The sequence below is a fragment of the Pseudoalteromonas phenolica genome (assembly GCF_001444405.1).
GTDB classification, from domain to species: Bacteria; Pseudomonadota; Gammaproteobacteria; order Enterobacterales; family Alteromonadaceae; genus Pseudoalteromonas; species Pseudoalteromonas phenolica.
This window is the reverse complement of record NZ_CP013187.1, coordinates 152154-170178: the sequence shown is the minus strand read 5'-3', so window position 1 is coordinate 170178 and position 18025 is coordinate 152154. Positions and strand designations below refer to the sequence as shown.

At 43.0% G+C, this 18025-nt stretch carries 14 protein-coding genes and 4 tRNA genes; 6 read left to right on the top strand and 12 right to left on the bottom strand.

Going from position 1 to position 18025, the window contains the following annotated elements:
- Positions 1-40 precede the first annotated feature (40 nt).
- Complete coding sequence (locus tag PP2015_RS00785) at positions 41-691, bottom strand: hypothetical protein (protein ID WP_058028467.1); 651 nt, start codon at positions 689-691, stop codon at positions 41-43.
- A gap of 185 nt (positions 692-876) precedes the next feature.
- On the opposite strand from PP2015_RS00785, the gene PP2015_RS00780 reads away from it, so the two are divergent.
- Complete coding sequence (locus PP2015_RS00780) at positions 877-2085, top strand: dipeptidase (protein WP_058028466.1); 1209 nt, start codon at positions 877-879, stop codon at positions 2083-2085.
- 87 nt (positions 2086-2172) lie between these two features.
- On the opposite strand, the gene PP2015_RS00775 is transcribed toward PP2015_RS00780, so the two are convergent.
- From PP2015_RS00775 to murB, 10 genes are all read right to left on the bottom strand, one after another.
- Complete coding sequence (locus PP2015_RS00775) at positions 2173-2703, bottom strand: hypothetical protein (protein ID WP_157599064.1); 531 nt, start codon at positions 2701-2703, stop codon at positions 2173-2175.
- Between the two features lie 73 nt (positions 2704-2776).
- Positions 2777-2941 (bottom strand): hypothetical protein, encoded by a 165-nt coding sequence (locus PP2015_RS21840; protein ID WP_157599063.1) that lies wholly within the window; start codon positions 2939-2941, stop codon positions 2777-2779.
- A 620-nt stretch (positions 2942-3561) separates the two neighbouring features.
- Complete coding sequence (tuf, locus tag PP2015_RS00770) at positions 3562-4746, bottom strand: elongation factor Tu (RefSeq protein ID WP_058028464.1); 1185 nt, start codon at positions 4744-4746, stop codon at positions 3562-3564.
- 138 nt (positions 4747-4884) lie between these two features.
- Positions 4885-4960: transfer RNA gene (locus PP2015_RS00765), tRNA-Thr, on the bottom strand.
- 12 nt (positions 4961-4972) lie between these two features.
- Positions 4973-5047 (bottom strand) — tRNA-Gly (locus tag PP2015_RS00760).
- 45 nt (positions 5048-5092) lie between these two features.
- Positions 5093-5177, bottom strand: a tRNA-Tyr gene (locus PP2015_RS00755).
- A 47-nt stretch (positions 5178-5224) separates the two neighbouring features.
- Positions 5225-5300, bottom strand: a tRNA-Thr gene (locus tag PP2015_RS00750).
- Positions 5301-5421: 121 nt separating this feature from the next.
- Positions 5422-6126 carry a type III pantothenate kinase gene (locus tag PP2015_RS00745; protein ID WP_058028463.1) on the bottom strand — a complete coding sequence of 235 codons (705 nt, stop codon included), beginning with the start codon at positions 6124-6126 and terminating at the stop codon, positions 5422-5424.
- Entirely contained in the window at positions 6123-7124 is a 1002-nt protein-coding gene (gene birA / locus PP2015_RS00740) for a bifunctional biotin--[acetyl-CoA-carboxylase] ligase/biotin operon repressor BirA (RefSeq protein ID WP_058028462.1), read from the bottom strand. The genes PP2015_RS00745 and birA overlap by 4 nt, the downstream gene beginning before the upstream one ends.
- Entirely contained in the window at positions 7121-8131 is a 1011-nt protein-coding gene (gene murB, locus PP2015_RS00735) for a UDP-N-acetylmuramate dehydrogenase (RefSeq protein WP_058028461.1), read from the bottom strand. The genes birA and murB overlap by 4 nt, the downstream gene beginning before the upstream one ends.
- Positions 8132-8261: 130 nt before the next feature.
- Between murB and PP2015_RS00730 the strand changes: the two genes are divergently transcribed.
- Positions 8262-10106, top strand: coding sequence for a M1 family metallopeptidase (locus PP2015_RS00730; RefSeq protein WP_058028460.1), 1845 nt, complete (start codon positions 8262-8264; stop codon positions 10104-10106).
- Between the two features lie 89 nt (positions 10107-10195).
- Here PP2015_RS00730 and PP2015_RS00725 read toward each other — a convergent pair whose 3' ends face one another.
- Positions 10196-10807 (bottom strand): DUF2057 domain-containing protein, encoded by a 612-nt coding sequence (locus tag PP2015_RS00725; RefSeq protein WP_058028459.1) that lies wholly within the window; start codon positions 10805-10807, stop codon positions 10196-10198.
- A gap of 127 nt (positions 10808-10934) precedes the next feature.
- Between PP2015_RS00725 and PP2015_RS00720 the strand changes: the two genes are divergently transcribed.
- From PP2015_RS00720 to PP2015_RS00705, 4 genes are all read left to right on the top strand, one after another.
- Entirely contained in the window at positions 10935-11306 is a 372-nt protein-coding gene (locus PP2015_RS00720) for a histidine triad nucleotide-binding protein (protein ID WP_058028458.1), read from the top strand.
- 226 nt (positions 11307-11532) lie between these two features.
- Entirely contained in the window at positions 11533-12189 is a 657-nt protein-coding gene (locus PP2015_RS00715; RefSeq protein WP_058028457.1) for a helix-turn-helix transcriptional regulator, read from the top strand.
- 98 nt (positions 12190-12287) lie between these two features.
- Positions 12288-14447 carry an ATP-binding protein gene (locus tag PP2015_RS00710; RefSeq protein WP_058028456.1) on the top strand — a complete coding sequence of 720 codons (2160 nt, stop codon included), beginning with the start codon at positions 12288-12290 and terminating at the stop codon, positions 14445-14447.
- A 96-nt stretch (positions 14448-14543) separates the two neighbouring features.
- Positions 14544-17897: an amidohydrolase family protein gene (locus tag PP2015_RS00705; RefSeq protein ID WP_058028455.1), complete on the top strand. Its 3354-nt coding sequence runs from the start codon at positions 14544-14546 to the stop codon at positions 17895-17897.
- The last annotated feature ends 128 nt before the right edge of the window (positions 17898-18025 follow it).

The window sequence follows — 18025 nt, the reverse complement described above, 5'->3', positions numbered from 1 at the left end:
GATGCGATGAATTGTACCCATGCGCGTTTTCATTACCAACTTAGAACTTTGAAAAAATGGAAATAAACAGTGAATCATTGTCACCCACACTGCTAAACCCCATACCCACTGAGTAAGCATCTTTCTTAGTTGATTCTACAGCGATGCGATAACCCAATTCGTTCTGCTCTCCATTTCTATGAATTGCTGCGCCATTAAGTATAAAGTTCTTTTTAAAGTTGTAACGTGCACCTAAACGCGTGACATCATAGCTGCGAGTAAAGCTTTGCGGTTGACCTGACACCTCTTGTTGTAACATCGCTGACTCTAAATAAACGTGCAACTTGTCAGAGTGAGCGAAATTCAAACCCAGTGTGATATCAGCCTGAGCAAGCTGAGCATCTTCATCACTGCGGTTGATTTGATAATGCATGCGGCCATAAAGATTTAAACGCTCATCATGCGCTTTTAGCAAGTTACCAAAGTTAGTCTGATAGCTTATACCTAGGCCACTGCCTTCAAAAACACTATCAATCTCATTACTTTGCATACTGATATTGAAGCCTTCCTTAAGCTCAAGCTTAGCCGCAGCTTCTACTTTTTCTGCTTGTTGTGTTTGGGTACCTTCCGTCGCAATGGCTGCACTTGATGCCGAACCTAAAATAGCTGCAATTAAAGTACGACGGATTGTTTTAGCATTGAATTTAGACATGTTGTTTTCCTTAAATTTTAATTTATTTAGACTGTGTGCCTCTGTTGGGTATAACTATATGGAAAACACCCCATGGCAATTTGCGAAATGTGACAAGTGGTCAGAAAAGAGGATAAGCGGAGAATATACAGGACGAAGAAATTGTTGTTACAATCAAAGCACTTAAAACAATAAAAGACTGAGCCATGAAAGCAACTTTTACTCTTGCCGCACTCGCGTTAGCAGTTGCCAGTGCAAACCTATCAGCAGCAGAAAAGCAATACACAGCATCAGAGCGTGCAGAGCGTATTGCCAAACAAAGCATTCTAGTCGATACCCATATTGATGTGCCTTACCGTATCGCCGACAAATGGGATGATGTCAGTAAGGCAACTGAAGGCGGTGACTTCGACTATCCTCGTGCGAAGAAAGGTGGCTTGAACGTACCATTTATGTCGATTTATATTCCTGCCAGCTTAGAGTTTGAAGGAAAGGGCAAAAGCTACCAATTAGCGAACCAATTAATTGATGGCATGGAAGCGCTGGTGTTCCGTGCGCCAGACAAATTTGCCATCGCCTACTCATATAAAGATGCCTATACACATTTTAAACTGGGTAAAATGTCAATTGCCATGGGTATGGAAAACGGCTCGCCGATGGAAGGCGACATGAAGAACCTAAAGCACTTCTATGACCGCGGTGTTCGCTATATCACTCTGGCTCATTCGCAGAGTAACCATATCTCAGACTCGTCTTATGACTTGCGACGCAAATGGAAAGGCTTAAGCCCATTCGGCAAAGATCTAGTAAAAGAGATGAATAATATCGGCATGCTGATCGATGTATCACACATTTCTGATGCTGCGTTTTATCAGGTTATGGAGCTATCAAAAGTGCCCGTGATTGCATCACACTCTTCATTACGTAAATACACGCCGGGCTTTGAGCGCAATATGGATGATGACATGCTATTAGCCCTGAAGAAAAATGGCGGCGTGATCCAGATTAACTTTGGTTCAAGCTTTGTGACTAGTGCATCACGTGGTTGGTACGACAAACGTAACGCAGCTAAAAAAGAAGCCGAAGACAGTGGTAAAGCAACGACTGATTTCGCCGCAGCTTACCGTGCTAAAAACCCATTCCCGTTTGCAACATTAGAGCAAGTACTTGATCACATTGACCATGTAGTCAAACTTATTGGCATTGATTATGTTGGTATTGGCTCTGACTATGATGGCGTGGGTGACTCACTGCCTATCGGCTTAAAAGACGTATCGACATACCCTAATCTAGTACAGGGGTTATTAGACCGAGGCTACAGCGAAGCGCAAATTAAGAAAATCTTAGGTGGCAACACCATGCGCGTATGGCGTCAAGCTGAAGAATACGCAGAGAAAGTCAGCGCGAAAGATTAGTGACAGAGCGCATAGAGAAATGAGCTTATTTAAAGCTCTTTCTAGTACTTATTCAAAAGCAAAACCGAACTTCTGAAGTTCGGTTTTTTAACTACTGTTCTTAGCTTTGCCTGAGATTAACCTTACCTTGACCCACTTATTCGATGCTAAAAGCCCAAGCCCAAGCGCTAGTCCATTCATATGATCAACAGCGCCGTTTAAACTCGTAGTTAAGAGCCCTGCGATTGGATAAAGAAGTAAAAACCCAATACCAACTCTTTGTAGAGGTCGCGTATTTTGCAAAAATAGCACCACACCGTTATTTTCTTTACTGCCTATTAGGCCCCAATACACAAGCAATAAACTAGATAACACATATGGCAAGTACCAGTAGTGCTCTAAACTGTGCTGAATAACGAAAATGATCAACCCAATTAAAGACATCGCTAAAATACTAAAAATAGTCAACCATAAAATATTCTCCTCTTTCTCAGGACCACTCATCAAGAATAAGATTGCAATTGAGGAAAACAATGTCGCTGTAATCAAGTCTTGTTTTAAGAAAGCAGATCCAAGTAACGCAAAAAAGAGGGTAAAAAATACTATTTTGAACTTATTGTTCATGGATAATTTAGTCACTATTTAGAAAACCCTAAACTTCCATTTAGGGTTAAAGTAATTGAAACATAGAGGTATAAAAAGGCTAAATTAATTAATCCATACCATATGGGTCAATACACTCAAAGTCCCATTCATCGCCTATCGGCATAGGAATGCATACCTTGCTTTGAGGTTCAATTACTGGCTCTTTTGGTAATTCATTTACAGGCGCTGTGCTTAAAAACAGTGCAGCAAAGAAGTTATAGATTGCTGTCATTTTAATTTTCCTTTTAATCAAATATCAATTTGCTAACAAATCATTAGCAAATTCTATGTTTGCATAATCGGTTCAAAAAAACAACAGTACCTAAGTTAATGCATAAATTGATGCAAAAGTTTCTTAATAAACACGCAGTGCTTCATTCTTTTGCGCAAGAGTAGTGCAAAAGTTTAATGACAGAGTGCGCAGCACTCACATTCCTTTTGCGCAAGTACGGTGCAAAAGGTTACCGACTGCGAACGAAGTGAGGGCGGCCTTTTTGCGCAAGGGCGATGACTGACCGAAGCAAAGCTTCGCAGCAGGAAGAGGTGAGCGCATGGATGCGCGATGGAACCCTGCTTCATGGATGAATTACAACTGAGAACTAGCCTGAAGCAAGTTTCACAGCTTCTAAACTTTCCTAGTTTTATACCCCTAAAAACAAAAAACCCGAGCCTAAGCTCGGGTTTTTTAAATGCTTTGTGGCATTAACTAAAGTCGATATTACTCAACGATAGTTGCTACAACACCAGCACCTACCTGGTAAAGTGCGCCACCTTCATAGGCTGCATTAAATTACAGGCATTAAAAAAGGCCACCGAAGTGACCTTTTTCACAGTGTTACTGCAATCTGTAGATTATTCTACGATTGTAGCTACAACACCAGCACCTACTGTACGGCCACCTTCACGGATCGCGAAACGTAGACCTTCGTCCATCGCGATTGGAACGATTAGCTCAACAGTCATCTTGATGTTGTCACCTGGCATTACCATTTCTACGCCTTCTGGTAACTCAACGTTACCTGTTACGTCAGTTGTACGGAAGTAGAACTGTGGACGGTAGCCTTTGAAGAATGGAGTATGACGGCCACCTTCGTCTTTAGATAGTACGTATACTTCTGAAGTGAACTTCGTGTGTGGGTTGATTGAACCAGGCTTACATAGAACCTGACCACGCTCAACTTCGTCACGCTTAGTACCACGTAGAAGTGCACCGATGTTCTCACCAGCACGACCTTCGTCTAGAAGCTTACGGAACATTTCAACACCCGTACAAGTTGTCTTCGTAGTTTCTTTGATACCTACGATTTCAACTTCGTCGTTCACGTTGATGATACCAGCTTCAACACGGCCAGTTACAACAGTACCACGACCTTGGATTGAGAATACGTCTTCGATAGGCATGATGAACGGCTTATCGATGTCACGCTCTGGCTCTGGGATGTAAGAATCTAGTGCTTCTGCAAGCTCAACGATCTTGTCTTCCCACTCTTTCTCGCCTTCTAGTGCTTTAAGCGCTGAACCCTGGATTAGAGGTAGGTCGTCACCTGGGAAGTCGTACTCAGAAAGAAGTTCACGAACTTCCATCTCTACTAGCTCTAGTAGCTCTTCGTCGTCAACCATGTCACATTTGTTCATGAATACAACGATGTAAGGTACACCAACCTGACGTGAAAGTAGGATGTGCTCACGTGTCTGAGGCATAGGACCGTCAGTAGCTGCAACTACTAGGATCGCGCCGTCCATCTGTGCAGCACCAGTGATCATGTTTTTAACATAGTCAGCGTGTCCTGGACAGTCTACGTGTGCGTAGTGGCGAGTTGGTGTGTCATACTCAACGTGTGAAGTTGAGATTGTGATACCACGCTCACGCTCTTCTGGAGCGTTATCGATTGATGCGAAGTCTTTTGCGTCACCACCGTATACTTTTGCAAGTACGTTAGTGATTGCTGCAGTTAGAGTTGTTTTACCGTGGTCAACGTGGCCGATTGTACCTACGTTTACGTGCGGTTTCGAACGTTCAAACTTTTCTTTTGCCATGACGGAACCTATAAGTAAGATTTATGTGTATCTAGATTACATATAAAAATAACCCGCAAAATGCAGATTAAAATTATTCTTCAATTATTAAGTATTTTTATGACAAGTCAAAGGAAGTATTTTGGAAGATTCTAGTACTGGTGCTGATAGGCAGATTTGAACTGCCGACCTCACCCTTACCAAGGGTGCGCTCTACCGACTGAGCTATATCAGCACACCAGAACTCTGGAGCGGGCAGCGGGAATCGAACCCGCATCATCAGCTTGGAAGGCTGAGGTAATAGCCATTATACGATGCCCGCTTTAGGAACCTGTTATTCAACTACCTCTAACCGTCAAGAATAAAGTGGTGGAGGGGGCTGGATTCGAACCAGCGAAGGCAGAGCCGTCAGATTTACAGTCTGATCCCTTTGGCCGCTCGGGAACCCCTCCACGTCAAAAATTCTTGCCTAAAGCGCCTCATAGTGAGGGTAAATAAATGGTGCCGACTATCCGAGTCGAACGGATGACCTACTGATTACAAGTCAGTTGCTCTACCAACTGAGCTAAGTCGGCACTGCTTTAGTACGGGGCAGGATTCTAGAGCAAGGTTTGGGGCGATGCAACAAGAATCTTAAAAAAAATCAAAGTTTCTTGTTCAAATGCTCATATTTACAACAAAAAGGCCTTAAAAAACCTATTTGTGTATGAATTCACACCAATTTCTCAGCCCTTTTAATACTAGGTCATCAATAAATACACTTGGCTTTTCAAAGTGAAGTTGTAATAACTCACCATAACCACCGGCAAAAACCACCTGAATATCTTCGAAATCACAATTTAATTGTGCAATACCTGCCTCAACAGCACCTAAGGTGGCGATCAAAGCACCATTCTTGACAGCGTTTGGCGTGTTTCTACCAAGCTCTGGCAAAAATAAACTCTCTGAGTCTGAGAATACCTTTTGCGTGTTACTCACTAAGCTCTCGATCATCATATCTAAACCGGGCAAAATCCACCCGCCTAAATGCTCACCCGCTTTGGTAACCACATCGACTTTACTCGCCGTGCCCGAATCCACTACCACGCAATGTTTATTTGGATACAAGTAATGACAGGCAACTACACCCAACCAACGGTCGATACCTAAGTTTTGAAACTGCGGATAGGCACATTTTACGGCGCCAAGCTGACATGTCACTTTTGCTTGTCTGACAGGAATAGAAAGTTGCTGTGCTTTCGTAGTTACATTTTCGAGTAATTTATTGGGACCAACTTGCGCAATCGCGATTTCTTTAACCACAGACCAATTAATGTCACCTTCTTCTATAATGGTGATGTTGTTATTGACTTCACTGGCAACTTTTAATGCGGTATTGCCCACATCGACTAACAGTCTCATTCTGTTACTTCCTTACGTAATGAAATCTCTCCGCCGTAATAGCTTTTCACTTCGCCATCTTGTCGCAATACGATGCCTCCTTGTGCATCAATGCCTTCACAAATACCGCGCCATTGCCTTTGTCCGGTAGAAAGGCAGACTACTTCTCCAGCGAATGCGTTTAATGCATTCCACTGCGTGACCATCTCGGTTAAGCCTGACACCTGGTATTGCGCTAATCTTTCATCAAGAGCATAAGTTAAATGTGCCACTAGTCTATCTTTATCTAGTTCATGGCTGTGTGATGCAATGTCTGTCCAAGGTTGATCGATTTGCTGCGATGCAGTTTCAGGCATTTGTAAATTAATACCAATACCAATCACTAAATGACATGGCCCTTCAACCTGACCATCCAATTCAACCAATACACCGGCTAGCTTTTTATTATTCAGATAAATATCATTGGGCCACTTAAGCGCAACTTCTAACCCATAAAGCGCCTTTAATGCATCATAGACCGCAAGGCCTACCGCAATAGACACCCCCATCGCCGCTTGTAGCCCATCATCCAAACGCCAGTAATAACTGTAATACAGGTTCGCACCAAAGGGGGATTGCCAAGTACGACCGCGACGGCCACGTCCTGCTTCTTGCATTTCAGCGACCAGCACTTGCCCTGAATGAATTGGCAATTTATTTTGCACACGACGCATTAATTCTGAGTTAGTTGAATCTATGATAGGCATTACTTCAAGCTGTTTTTCTTGCCCAGATAACGCTTGGTAATACTGATTCACCGCTGGCTCATCAAGCAAAGGAACACTATGGTTGAGTTTGTAACCTTTGCCACTGAGCTTAAAGATATCGATGCCCATTTCTTGTAGCGACTTTATGTGTTTCGATACCGCAGCGCGAGAAATATTCAAGCTTTCACCTAAATGCTGCCCAGATACAAACTCACCTTTATTAAGCGCTTTTAGAATCGCTAACTTATTCCCTTGTGGTCCTTTATAACTCATGCTTGCACACCTTGTAGTTGTACATTGCCATCTGCGGCTATCACACGCACTTCATGTTCTAGTTGCACATTGAACTTTTGCCACACGATTTGCTGAATATGTTGGATCATGGCTTTAAGCTCTGTGGCAGTGCCCGCACCTTGATTTACCAGTACTAAAGCTTGTTTGTGATACACAGCAATGCCACCTAACTCAAAGCCCTTGAGCCCAGCTTGTTCAATCAACCATCCTGCGGCTAATTTAGTATGTTTAGCATCGACTAGATAATTTGGCATATCTGGGTATTGCTTTAACAAAGATTGCACTTGCTCGCTTCCCACAATGGGGTTTTTGAAAAAACTACCAGCATTGGCTAGCTCTTTCGGATCAGGGAGTTTACTTTGTCGTATTTCAATCACCTTGTTAAATACCTGCTGCGCGGTGACTATATTCTTATCTAGTGACTGTAATGGCCCATAGTTCAGTACAGGCTGCCATTGCTTTGGTAGCTCAAACAGCACTTCAGTAATAATAAATCTATCTTTCAACGCATGCTTAAATACCGACTCTCGATAAGCAAACTCACACTCAGCTTGCGCTAGTTCTACAAATTGCGCTTTGGAAATATCATAACCTTTAACCGATTTAATATACTGTCCGACCTCAACCCCATAGGCACCAATGTTCTGCACCGGTGCTGCACCCACCGTCCCCGGAATTAATGCGAGGTTTTCAAAACCAAAGATTCCTTGCTCGAGCAAATGAATAACCAGTTGATGCCAGTTTTCACCTGCGGCTGCTTGTACATGCCACACATTTTGTTGCTCTGTCACTGCTACGCCTTTAGTGGCAATTTGCAATACCGTGCCAGCAAAGTCTTCAATAAAAACCGTGTTGCTACCCTCGCCCATTACATAGCAAGGTTTAGAAAAATCGAGCTCAGTGAGACTATCTGGATGTGTGATGGTTATGAGCGCTGCACAGTGGGCAGGTAAAGCAAAAGTATGGAGCGATTGGACTGATGGCACGTGCAACCTAACAAGTAATATAGTAATCGAGCTAGTTTACCCTATGCTCTGCCTGTACGCACCTATGTGATCTTATCCTTAAGCATGATATAAATGCCGCTCGTTTACTCAATCCGTGCAAGGATAAACAATGAAAAAAACTGCTTTAGCCGCAAGCTTAATGCTGGCAGGCTTCTCTCACAGCGCATTGGCAACACAGGCTTTCGACGAACATACCTATGCAAATTTAAAAGATGTAGTGAGTACCCACCTACATTTAGACCTAGACGTTGATTTTGCAGACAAGCAACTGGAAGGCTTCGTAGAACACACCCTTGATTGGCGCAACGCATCAGCACGCACTCTAGTTCTAGATACTCGCGACCTTGAAATAGATAAGGTGATGTACCAAGGTAAAAACGGCCAATGGCACAAAGCAGATTTCACCCTAGCACAACGCAATGGCGTAAAAGGCGCAAAGCTGACCATTCGCTTTAAAGAGCAAGCTAAAAAAGCCCGTATTTACTACAACAGCTTACCGCAAGCGTCAGGCCTTCAATGGTTAACGCCGGTACAAACTGCCAGTAAAACACACCCGTTTATGTACAGTCAGTCACAAGCAATCCATGCGCGTAGCTGGATCCCAGTGCAAGACACCCCAGCAATGCGTACTACTTACACAGCCCGCATTCAAACACCAAAAGATGTTCGTGCGGTCATGAGTGCAGATAACTCAGAAGCATTTGTCAAAGACGGTGACTATTGGTTTGATATGCCGCAGGCTATTCCACCTTACCTTATTGCTATTGGCGCGGGTAATCTTGAATATAAAGAGATGTCACATCAAACAGCTATTTTTGCTGAACCACAAATTCTTGATGCCTCGGTTGCTGAGTTTAATGACACGCAGGCGATGATCGACAAAACCAATGCGATGTACGGTGAATATGCATGGGGTCGTTACGACCTACTGATGCTGCCGCCAAGCTTCCCGTTTGGTGGCATGGAAAACCCTCGCCTATCATTCATCACCCCAACCGTTGTTGCAGGTGACAAAAGCCTAGTTAATCTAATTGCCCATGAACTTGCGCACTCTTGGTCAGGTAACCTAGTCACTAACGCGACGTGGGAAGACTTATGGCTAAATGAAGGTTTCACCTCTTATGTTGAAAACCGCATCATGGAAGAAGTGTTTGGCCGCGACCGTGCCGTCATGGAACAAGCACTAGACGCGGCAGGTCTTCGTGCGCAGCTTAAAAATATCCCAGCACCAGATACACGCCTAAATTTAAAGCTGAATGGACGCGATCCAGATGATGCGTTCAGCAAAGTACCCTATATCAAGGGTCAGCTATTCTTAATTTATTTAGAAGAAAAGTATGGTCGTGCACGTTTTGATGAGTTTGTAAAAGGTTACTTTGCAAAGTATTCGTTTAAGTCTCTAACGACCGCCGAGTTTGTTGAATACCTAAACACGCACCTACTAGAAAAACATCCCGGTATTGTGTCTCTAGAAAAGGCCAAAGAATGGATCTATGAGCCAGGCTTACCTGCAGATGCGCCAAACCCGACTTCAAATGCATTTAATAAAGTCGATGCTGCAACAGCAGCTTGGTTAAAAGGTGACAAAGACTTAGCAGACTTACCAACGGACGCATGGACAGTGCACGAGTGGTTACACTTTTTAAATAACCTACCGCGTGATTTAAGTCTAGATAAGATGGCGAAATTAGACGAAGCATTTAACCTAACTAATTCAACCAACGCTGAGCGCGCATTTGCTTGGTATATGTTGGCAGTGGGTAATGGTTATGAGGCCATTTATCCGGCGCTGGATAAGCATTTAACAAGCATTGGCCGTCGTAAGCTTATCGTGCCTTTGTATAAGTCTCTTGTGCAACACGGCAAACGCGATTGGGCACAAAAGGTATATAACAATGCACGTCCGGGTTATCACCCATTAGCGCAAGGTACTGTGGACGCGATTTTTAAATAAGCACACTATAAATATATAAACAAAAAGGGCCTGACTACGGCCCTTTTTGTTTTCTATAGCTCAATTTATCAAATGCACTTGAAGCGTGTTTAATTCACTTTAACCGCTTTCAAAAACGCCTCTCGCTGCTTTTCATCGGCCTGTTGCCACCAATAATGCAACATAAGCTCTGCACTTGGGTGCGTCATCCCTTCAATCTGTTTTCTACTCTTAGGCGCAACCTGTGTTGTTATCGCCATTGGCGCTGCTGCAGTTTGAACTGTTGCTGCAACGACAGCAGGAGCTACCTCTGCTTTCGGTTTTACTTTGACAGCCACTTGCTGGGACGTATTCGGTGCGACCACATATACACTCGGCGCTTTAGCAAACTGCTCGGCAGCATCCGCATCTTTTGCTCTATCAAAACCAATACGATATTGACCATCTTGCGTGATATTCACTTCAACCCAAAAAGGTGCTGATGACACAGTTTGATGCTCATCATAATCAAGCTCATATAAGTCACTATATTTTATCTGTACCTTGTGAGAACCAATTGGCAGGTCAAAATCGAGCTTTTTGCTAAATAAAGAATGCTCAACTTTTTCACCATTGACAGATAAAGGAATTAACTCTTCAGGAAAACTCAGCGTTGCCGCTTGCAAAGCAAAATTAAAACCACCTAAAAAAATCGCTAAAACCAACCCTTTTGTATGATTCATCGTACCTTCCTTCATTTAATTTTTATTATCTAACCGCTTGCAGTTTGACAGCTCACAGATTCTTTGTCATTAGTGTATAAATACTAGGGTCTAATACCAACTACAACAATTATTTTTAGGAAAAAACATGGCCGAAGCGACCATATTTGACAAAATCATCAATAAAGAAATCCCAGCAGATATCATTTATGAGGACGAACATACTCTGGCTTTTAGAGACATTAATCCTCAGGCGCCTTTCCATGTATTGGTGATCCCTAAAACGCCTATCGCTACAATTAATGATGTAGATGAAACTAACGCTCACTTAATTGGTCAATTATATGTAGTTGCAGCAAAGCTAGCGAAAGAGCATGGTTTTGCTGAAGATGGCTATCGCGTGGTAATGAACTGTAATGAACATGGTGGTCAAACTGTTTTTCATGTTCATCTTCACGTTTTAGCAGGTTTAGAAATGGGCTGGCCACCGTTCACAAATAAGAAAAAAGAATTACTTTAAAAAATTCTGCGTTAATAAATGTAAATAAATAAGATATTAGTGCGGCTAACAAAATAATAACATTATCAATCGCTTAAAATTGAAAATGGAAATTAGTCGCATTATTTAACAAAAACGCTTGTATATATAGCAAAATTTTCTATATTTTTAGTAACAAACTCATACAAAAGGTCTGAGTCGCGTGTTAGCATTAAAGCAATAATTTGAATGAGAGCGTCCATTTAAAATGAGCAGTACCGCCTTTTTACTTTTAGATAAAGATCCAATCAATACGATTGGCATTAATGTCCTTCAACCTTTACTTAAAACACAAGGGTTAGAAGTTACCACTGGCACAGACATTACAGAGGTGCCTGAAAACACCAGATTGTTATTCATCGAAACCGCACAAAACGATGCATGGAACAAACTAAAAGAACAATTAGTTAAGCTAAAAGTAAATTGCGATATCGTGCTATTTAATCTAGACGAGAACCCAGAACTTGCAAATCGTGCACTATTGAGTGGTATTCGTGGCGTGTTTTACACTACAGATAACGCTGATGTACTGATGAAAGGTATCCGTTTACTGATGGAGAACCAACTTTGGTATCGCCGTGACATTATGTGTAACGCCCTTAACCGCATGTTGCAATTCAATAAAGATGCTCTTCACAAGTTGACTGAAGGCGATATTGAACCGGTTAAACTAACCAAACGCGAAAAAGCCATTATCTCATTAATGAGTAAAGGTGCGAAAAACAAAGAGATCGCTGAAGACTTAAATATCAGCCCGCACACAGTTAAAACTCACCTTTACAGCGCATTTAGAAAAACAAAATGTCGTAACAGAATTGAATTACTTTCTTGGGCACAACAGAATATCCCAGACGAGATTCGCTAATAAAGCTATTTCAGAAAGAGGAAGCCTAGCTTCCTCTTTCTTTACCTGTCCCTAACTTCCCTCTATGCTAGAGCCATTACTTAATAAGTTCGACGCGTATGTTTGATCCCAAAACCCTCTATTTTACCAGTGGCGCCATGATGGCCATGATGACCTTGTTGTGCTATTTAACTTGGCGAACCAATAAAAACATACCCGGCACAGCAACTTATACACTCTACCCCCTTGTGCTGTTTCTTGCGACGATGAGTTTCTCATTACATGGTTATTTAGGACATTGGCAAACAATCGGGATCGGCAATGCGCTTTTATTTGGTGCATCAATTATCCATGTGTTGGCGATCAGCCAATTCTTAGAGCATAAAGGGTGGGAGTTAAAAAGCTTCTTAGCCTTTACTTGCTTATTGCTCATTGCTTTAGGCTACTTCAGCATAGTCGATGATAATTTAAGAGTAAGGATTTGGATTTCAGACTTGCAGCATATTGCTGAAATTGTACTGCTGCTATCAATGTTTTGGCGTTTTGCGCGCCCACGTTACCCCAATGGCACCATTGTATATACCATTGTTCTTGGTCTTTTGCTTATCGCTTTCATTGGTCGCTCAATTATGATGGGTGATGTCACACACCTAACCATTATGAAAGACACCTGGTTCACCACCACCGTATTCATTAATGGCGTGCTCTCGCCGATTTTCTACGCCACAGGTATGGCACTGTTATGTAACGAACGACGTGAATTACATTTAAATGCACTAACTGAAAAAGCACAAAAAGATTTAGAAATTCGCGGCCTATTTTTATCTACTGTCAGCCATGAAATTCGTACCCCACTTAACGGTATTCTTGGTAGTGCGCAATTGGTGTTGAGCCGAACAAAGAGCACCAAAAACAAAGCCTACTGCGAAGCCATCATTAATTCAGCAGAATCACTCAATTTACTCATAGATAAAGTACTCGATTACGCCAGTTTAGAGCAAAGTGATGAGTCACTCTATGAAGAAGATATCGAGCTCAAGACTTGGTTAAATAATCTCTGCTTGCTGCTCACGCCATTAGCAGAACAGAAACAATTAAAGTTTGAGCTCGACTACGACCTGCCTGAACAGGCTTGTTATTACTGTGACCAACAAAAACTTCGACAAATTATCATTAATCTCGTCGGCAATGCCATTAAGTTTACCGACTCAGGGTCAGTGAAAATCAAAGTCCACCTTGAACAAGATAGTGCTATGGCGCATACCGTCACATTCAGCGTGATCGACTCAGGCCCCGGCATTGAAGATGACGATATTGAAAAACTGACTCAGCCTTATGTGCAAAGTAGCGCTGGTAAAGTAAAGGGCGGTACTGGTTTAGGGCTGGCGATTACCGCTCGCTTACTAGAACGTTTAGGTTCGAAGCTCGAAATTGCCAGTCAGTTAAATAAAGGCAGTGTGTTTAGTTTTAGTTTAAACCTTGCTATTGGTGAGCTCAGCCTTGTCCCGCAACGTCTTCATGAAACGGACTGTGTGACTGGGCTTAACATTTTATTAGTCGAAGATTTAGAGTTAAACCAAAAAATTGCCATTGAATTTATGGCTGAAGACGAGCACAAAGTTAAGCTCGCAACCACAGGGCAGTCAGCACTCGATTTACTCCAGCATCATCAGTTTGATGCTGTGTTGCTCGATATGAATCTACCAGATTTGACCGGTCAAGAAGTACTGAAGTCATTGAAGAAAATAGAGCATAGAAATCAGCGTACCCCTTTCCTCGCGTTTACTGCAAGCTTAAGCCCAGATGAAATAAAAGAGTATATGATGCTGGGGATCAAAGACATTGTTGCCAAACCCATCAAACAAGAGAAGCTACGCCAAGCGCTCAGTGATTCACAAACATTGAAAGAACCCACCATCAGTGTAGAACTTGCCGATGTCCTTTACGATGAAACTGCAGCGAGTTCTTTGCAAAAAAACTTTAATGAAGATGAAGTGTCTTCGATTTATAACGAATTTGTACTCTCAGCGCGTAATAAGTTAATCAGCATTCAGCAGCAGCTAGATATAGACAACGAACAATGTATCAAAATGCTTCATCGTCAAGCGAGCACAGCCTTGCAACTAGGCTTTAATCGCTATGGACAGTTACTTAAAAATATTGAGCGTCGCCTGCTAGAACAAAAGTCAGCCCATGATGAACTCACTGAAGCAATGACCTTGTGGCAAGACAGTTTAACTGCATATCTGCAATTCGTTCGCTCGCAAACGCTGAATTAAGGCGTTTTATCGCGCAGAGTCGACACCTTAAATTAAATTCGTCATGCTAATGACAAGTGTGAGCATCACACATATAACAAAACAAAGGGAACCATTATGGCATTACTTAAAACACCACTGGCGCTGGCCGTCAGTTTAGCCGTATTCGGTGCAAGCGCTCCTGCACTTGCTGATGCTGATAATAAAGCAACCGATAAGGCCGCTGTAAAAACTGAAGCTAAAAAATCAGATAAGTGGGATGTACTAAACCCACCGGGCGAAAAACAAACTATCACCATCGACACCAACGAAACGACTTGGAGTAACCTAGACGTTAGTCCTGATGGCAAGAGCATTATTTTCGATATGTTAGGCGATATCTATGTGATGCCTATCTCGGGTGGTAAAGCAACAGCAATTACCAATGACAGAGCGTGGAACTTCCAACCGAAATTCTCTCCTGATGGGTCTAAAATTGCGTTTATCTCTGACCGAGAAGGCGCTGAGAACCTATGGGTTATGGATGTGAACGGCGAGAACATGCGTAAAGTGTCTGGAGAATCTCACAACTTACTACATAACCCAGCTTGGTCACCAGATGGACAATATATTGCGGTTAAGCAAGGTCAAGTCACCGGCCGTACTATTCCTGGCGGTTCAATTCGTATGTACCACATTTCAGGTGGTAAAGGCGTCATTGTACGTGAGCGTCTACATGGTGCGAAGTCACAGAAGAACGTTGCCGAGCCTGCTTTCTCAAAAGACGGTAAGAAGATTTACTACTCAGTTGATGCAACGGCGGGTGTACGCTGGCAGTATAATAAGAATGCACTTGAGTCAGTATTCGAGATCCGCTCTTGGGATTTAGCAACTGGTGAAGAAGAAACCGTGATCCGCGGCTCAGGCGGCGCTATTCGCCCAACGCCAAGCCCAGATGGTAAATCGATTGCGTTTGTAAAACGTATCGAGAACGGCAAAGAGATGCAAAGCGGCCTGTACATCAAAGATCTTAAATCAGGCATCGAAACTGAAATCTTTGCAGGCCTAGACCGCGACTTACAAGAAGCAAACGGTGCACAAGGTAATACCCCAGCATTCGCTTACACGCCAGATGGTAAAGCATTAGTGTTCTGGTCAGGCGGTGTATTCCACAAAGTAGACATCGCTAGCAAACAAGCACAAGTGATCCCAACCCGTGTTGTGGCTGAAAAACAAATCACGCCAGCACTGAAGTTTGCAGTAGACGTTGCCCCTGACACATTTAAAGTGAAATTAGCACGTTGGTCACAAATTTCTCCAGATGGTAAAACAGCATTATTCCAAGCACTTGGTCACCTTTACACCAAAGATATTGAATCTGGTAAAGTAAAGCGTGTGACTAAGCAAAACGATCATTTTGAGTTCTACCCTAGCTTCTCTCGTGACGGCAAATACATTGTTTATACTAGCTGGGATGACCAAGATTTAGGCGCGGTTCGCGTGGTATCTGCAAAAGGCGGTAAAGGCAAAGTGATCACCCAAGAGCCAGGTCACTACATCAACCCAAGCTTCTCACCAGATGGTAAAAAAGTACTTTATCGCAAAGTAACCGGTGGTTACTTACTCAGTGGTGATTGGTCAATGGAACCGGGCATTTACTTAACCAGCGTTAAGGGCGGTGAAGCAAAGCGCATCATCAAACGTGGTGACAACCCACACTTTGGCGCTGACAGCGAACGCATCTTCTTCAATGTTGCAAGCAGCGAAACTAGCCGTGAACTTAAGTCAGTCGATTTAAACGGTCAGCAAGAGCGTTCACACTTCAAGGGTGAGTACATCTTTGATTACCGCGTATCGCCAAACGGCAAATACGTGGCCTTCATTGAAAACTTCAATACCTTTGTTGCCCCATTCACAAGTACAGGTAAAACGCTATCAATTAACAAGGGCACTAAATCATTCCCTGTTAAGCAAGTGTCTAAGTACTCTGGTGACTTCTTAAACTGGAAAGCTGACAGCAGCGCATTAACTTGGGCGTTTGGTCCTAATCTGTATCAGCGCAAGCTAACTGATACATTCGCGTTCTTAGAAGGCGCAGCTGATGACGTCAGTGAGCTGACGGCTGAAGGCATCGACTTAAGCTTCGAGAAAAAAGCGGATAAGCCAGAGGGCCTATTAGCCCTAGTTGGTGGTAAAGTCGTGACGATGCGTAACGCAGAGCAAGAGCAAGAAATCATCGAAGACGGTGTGGTACTTATCGAAGACAACCGCATTATCGCAGTAGGTACACGCAGCGATGTGAACATTCCTAGCAAAGCAAAAGTCATGGATATCTCAGGTAAGACTGTGATCCCAGGCCTTGTTGATGCACACGCGCACGGCAGCTATGGTAGCCGCAACTTACAGCCAGAACAGAACTGGAACCAGTTCTCTAACGTAAGCTTTGGTGTCACAACCATTCACGATCCATCGAACGATTCAAACGAAGTGTTCTCAATGGCTGAGCTTCAGCGTGCTGGTCTAACAGTTGCACCTCGTATCTACTCTGTAGGTCGTATTTTATACGCAGGTAATGCACCGGGTTATAAAACGCCGATCAACAATCTTGAAGACGCACAGTTCCACGTTAAGCGCCTGAAAGATGCTGGTGCTATTTCTGTTAAGAGCTACAACCATCCTCGTCGTGACACGCGCCAACAAGTGCTAGAAGCGGCGAAAGAAATGGAAATCATGGTCGTGCCTGAAGGTGGTTCTAAGTTCCAACAGAACATGAACATGATCATCGATGGTCACACAGGTCTTGAGCACGCACTACCAATTCCAAGCATCTACTCAGACGTCGTACAAATGTGGAGCCAAACCAAGGCGGGCTTTACACCAACGTTTAACGTCGCTTACGGTGGTATTAAAGGTGAAGATTACTTCTACGACAAAACAGAAGTATGGAAGAACGAGCGCCTAAAAGCATTCGTACCTGACTACATTCTAAACCCACGCTCAATTCGTCGCCCTACAGCACCTGAGCACCACTATAACCACATCAATGCGGCTAAATCAGCCAAGCAGCTTCGTGATAAAGGTGTAACAGTTCACATTGGTGCGCATGGTCAACGTGAAGGCTTAGGTGCGCATTGGGAACTATGGTCAATGGCACAAGGTGGCTTCACAGCATGGGAAGCGCTACGTAGTGGTACAATTGACGGTGCTAAATACCTAGCGCTAGACAATGACATAGGTACCATTGAAAAAGGCAAACTGGCTGACTTAGTGATCATCGACGGTGACGTTTTAAACGATATTCGTCAGTCAGAAAAAGTCGCTTACACAGTACTTAATGGTCGTATCTATGATGCTGCAACTATGAACGAAGTAGGTAACTACAACCGTAAACGTCAGCCATTCTTCTTCGAAAACGGTAGCAAAGCTCCTATGCACTCAGCAACCGAAGCTTATATGGAAGAAAAGGCACACAAATATCACTGGAAGCATTAATTATTACAAAATAATTTAAAGCAAAAACTTTAAAAAGGTCGCAAATCAGCGACCTTTTTTACATTCATAAAAAAATAACCTAAATTCGCAACAATTCTGGACGATAACTGTAGACGCAATTAATAATT

Coding starts and splice junctions, on each gene's coding strand:
- PP2015_RS21840 (WP_157599063.1), bottom strand. CDS start 2,941: ATGACAGCAATCTATAACTTCTTTGCTGCACTGTTTTTAAGCACAGCG.
- PP2015_RS00720 (WP_058028458.1), top strand. CDS start 10,935: ATGGCCGAAGCGACCATATTTGACAAAATCATCAATAAAGAAATCCCA.
- PP2015_RS00745 (WP_058028463.1), bottom strand. CDS start 6,126: ATGAGACTGTTAGTCGATGTGGGCAATACCGCATTAAAAGTTGCCAGT.
- PP2015_RS00730 (WP_058028460.1), top strand. CDS start 8,262: ATGAAAAAAACTGCTTTAGCCGCAAGCTTAATGCTGGCAGGCTTCTCT.
- tuf (WP_058028464.1), bottom strand. CDS start 4,746: ATGGCAAAAGAAAAGTTTGAACGTTCGAAACCGCACGTAAACGTAGGT.
- PP2015_RS00705 (WP_058028455.1), top strand. CDS start 14,544: ATGGCATTACTTAAAACACCACTGGCGCTGGCCGTCAGTTTAGCCGTA.
- PP2015_RS00725 (WP_058028459.1), bottom strand. CDS start 10,807: ATGAATCATACAAAAGGGTTGGTTTTAGCGATTTTTTTAGGTGGTTTT.
- PP2015_RS00785 (WP_058028467.1), bottom strand. CDS start 691: ATGTCTAAATTCAATGCTAAAACAATCCGTCGTACTTTAATTGCAGCT.
- PP2015_RS00715 (WP_058028457.1), top strand. CDS start 11,533: ATGAGCAGTACCGCCTTTTTACTTTTAGATAAAGATCCAATCAATACG.
- birA (WP_058028462.1), bottom strand. CDS start 7,124: ATGAGTTATAAAGGACCACAAGGGAATAAGTTAGCGATTCTAAAAGCG.
- PP2015_RS00780 (WP_058028466.1), top strand. CDS start 877: ATGAAAGCAACTTTTACTCTTGCCGCACTCGCGTTAGCAGTTGCCAGT.
- PP2015_RS00710 (WP_058028456.1), top strand. CDS start 12,288: ATGTTTGATCCCAAAACCCTCTATTTTACCAGTGGCGCCATGATGGCC.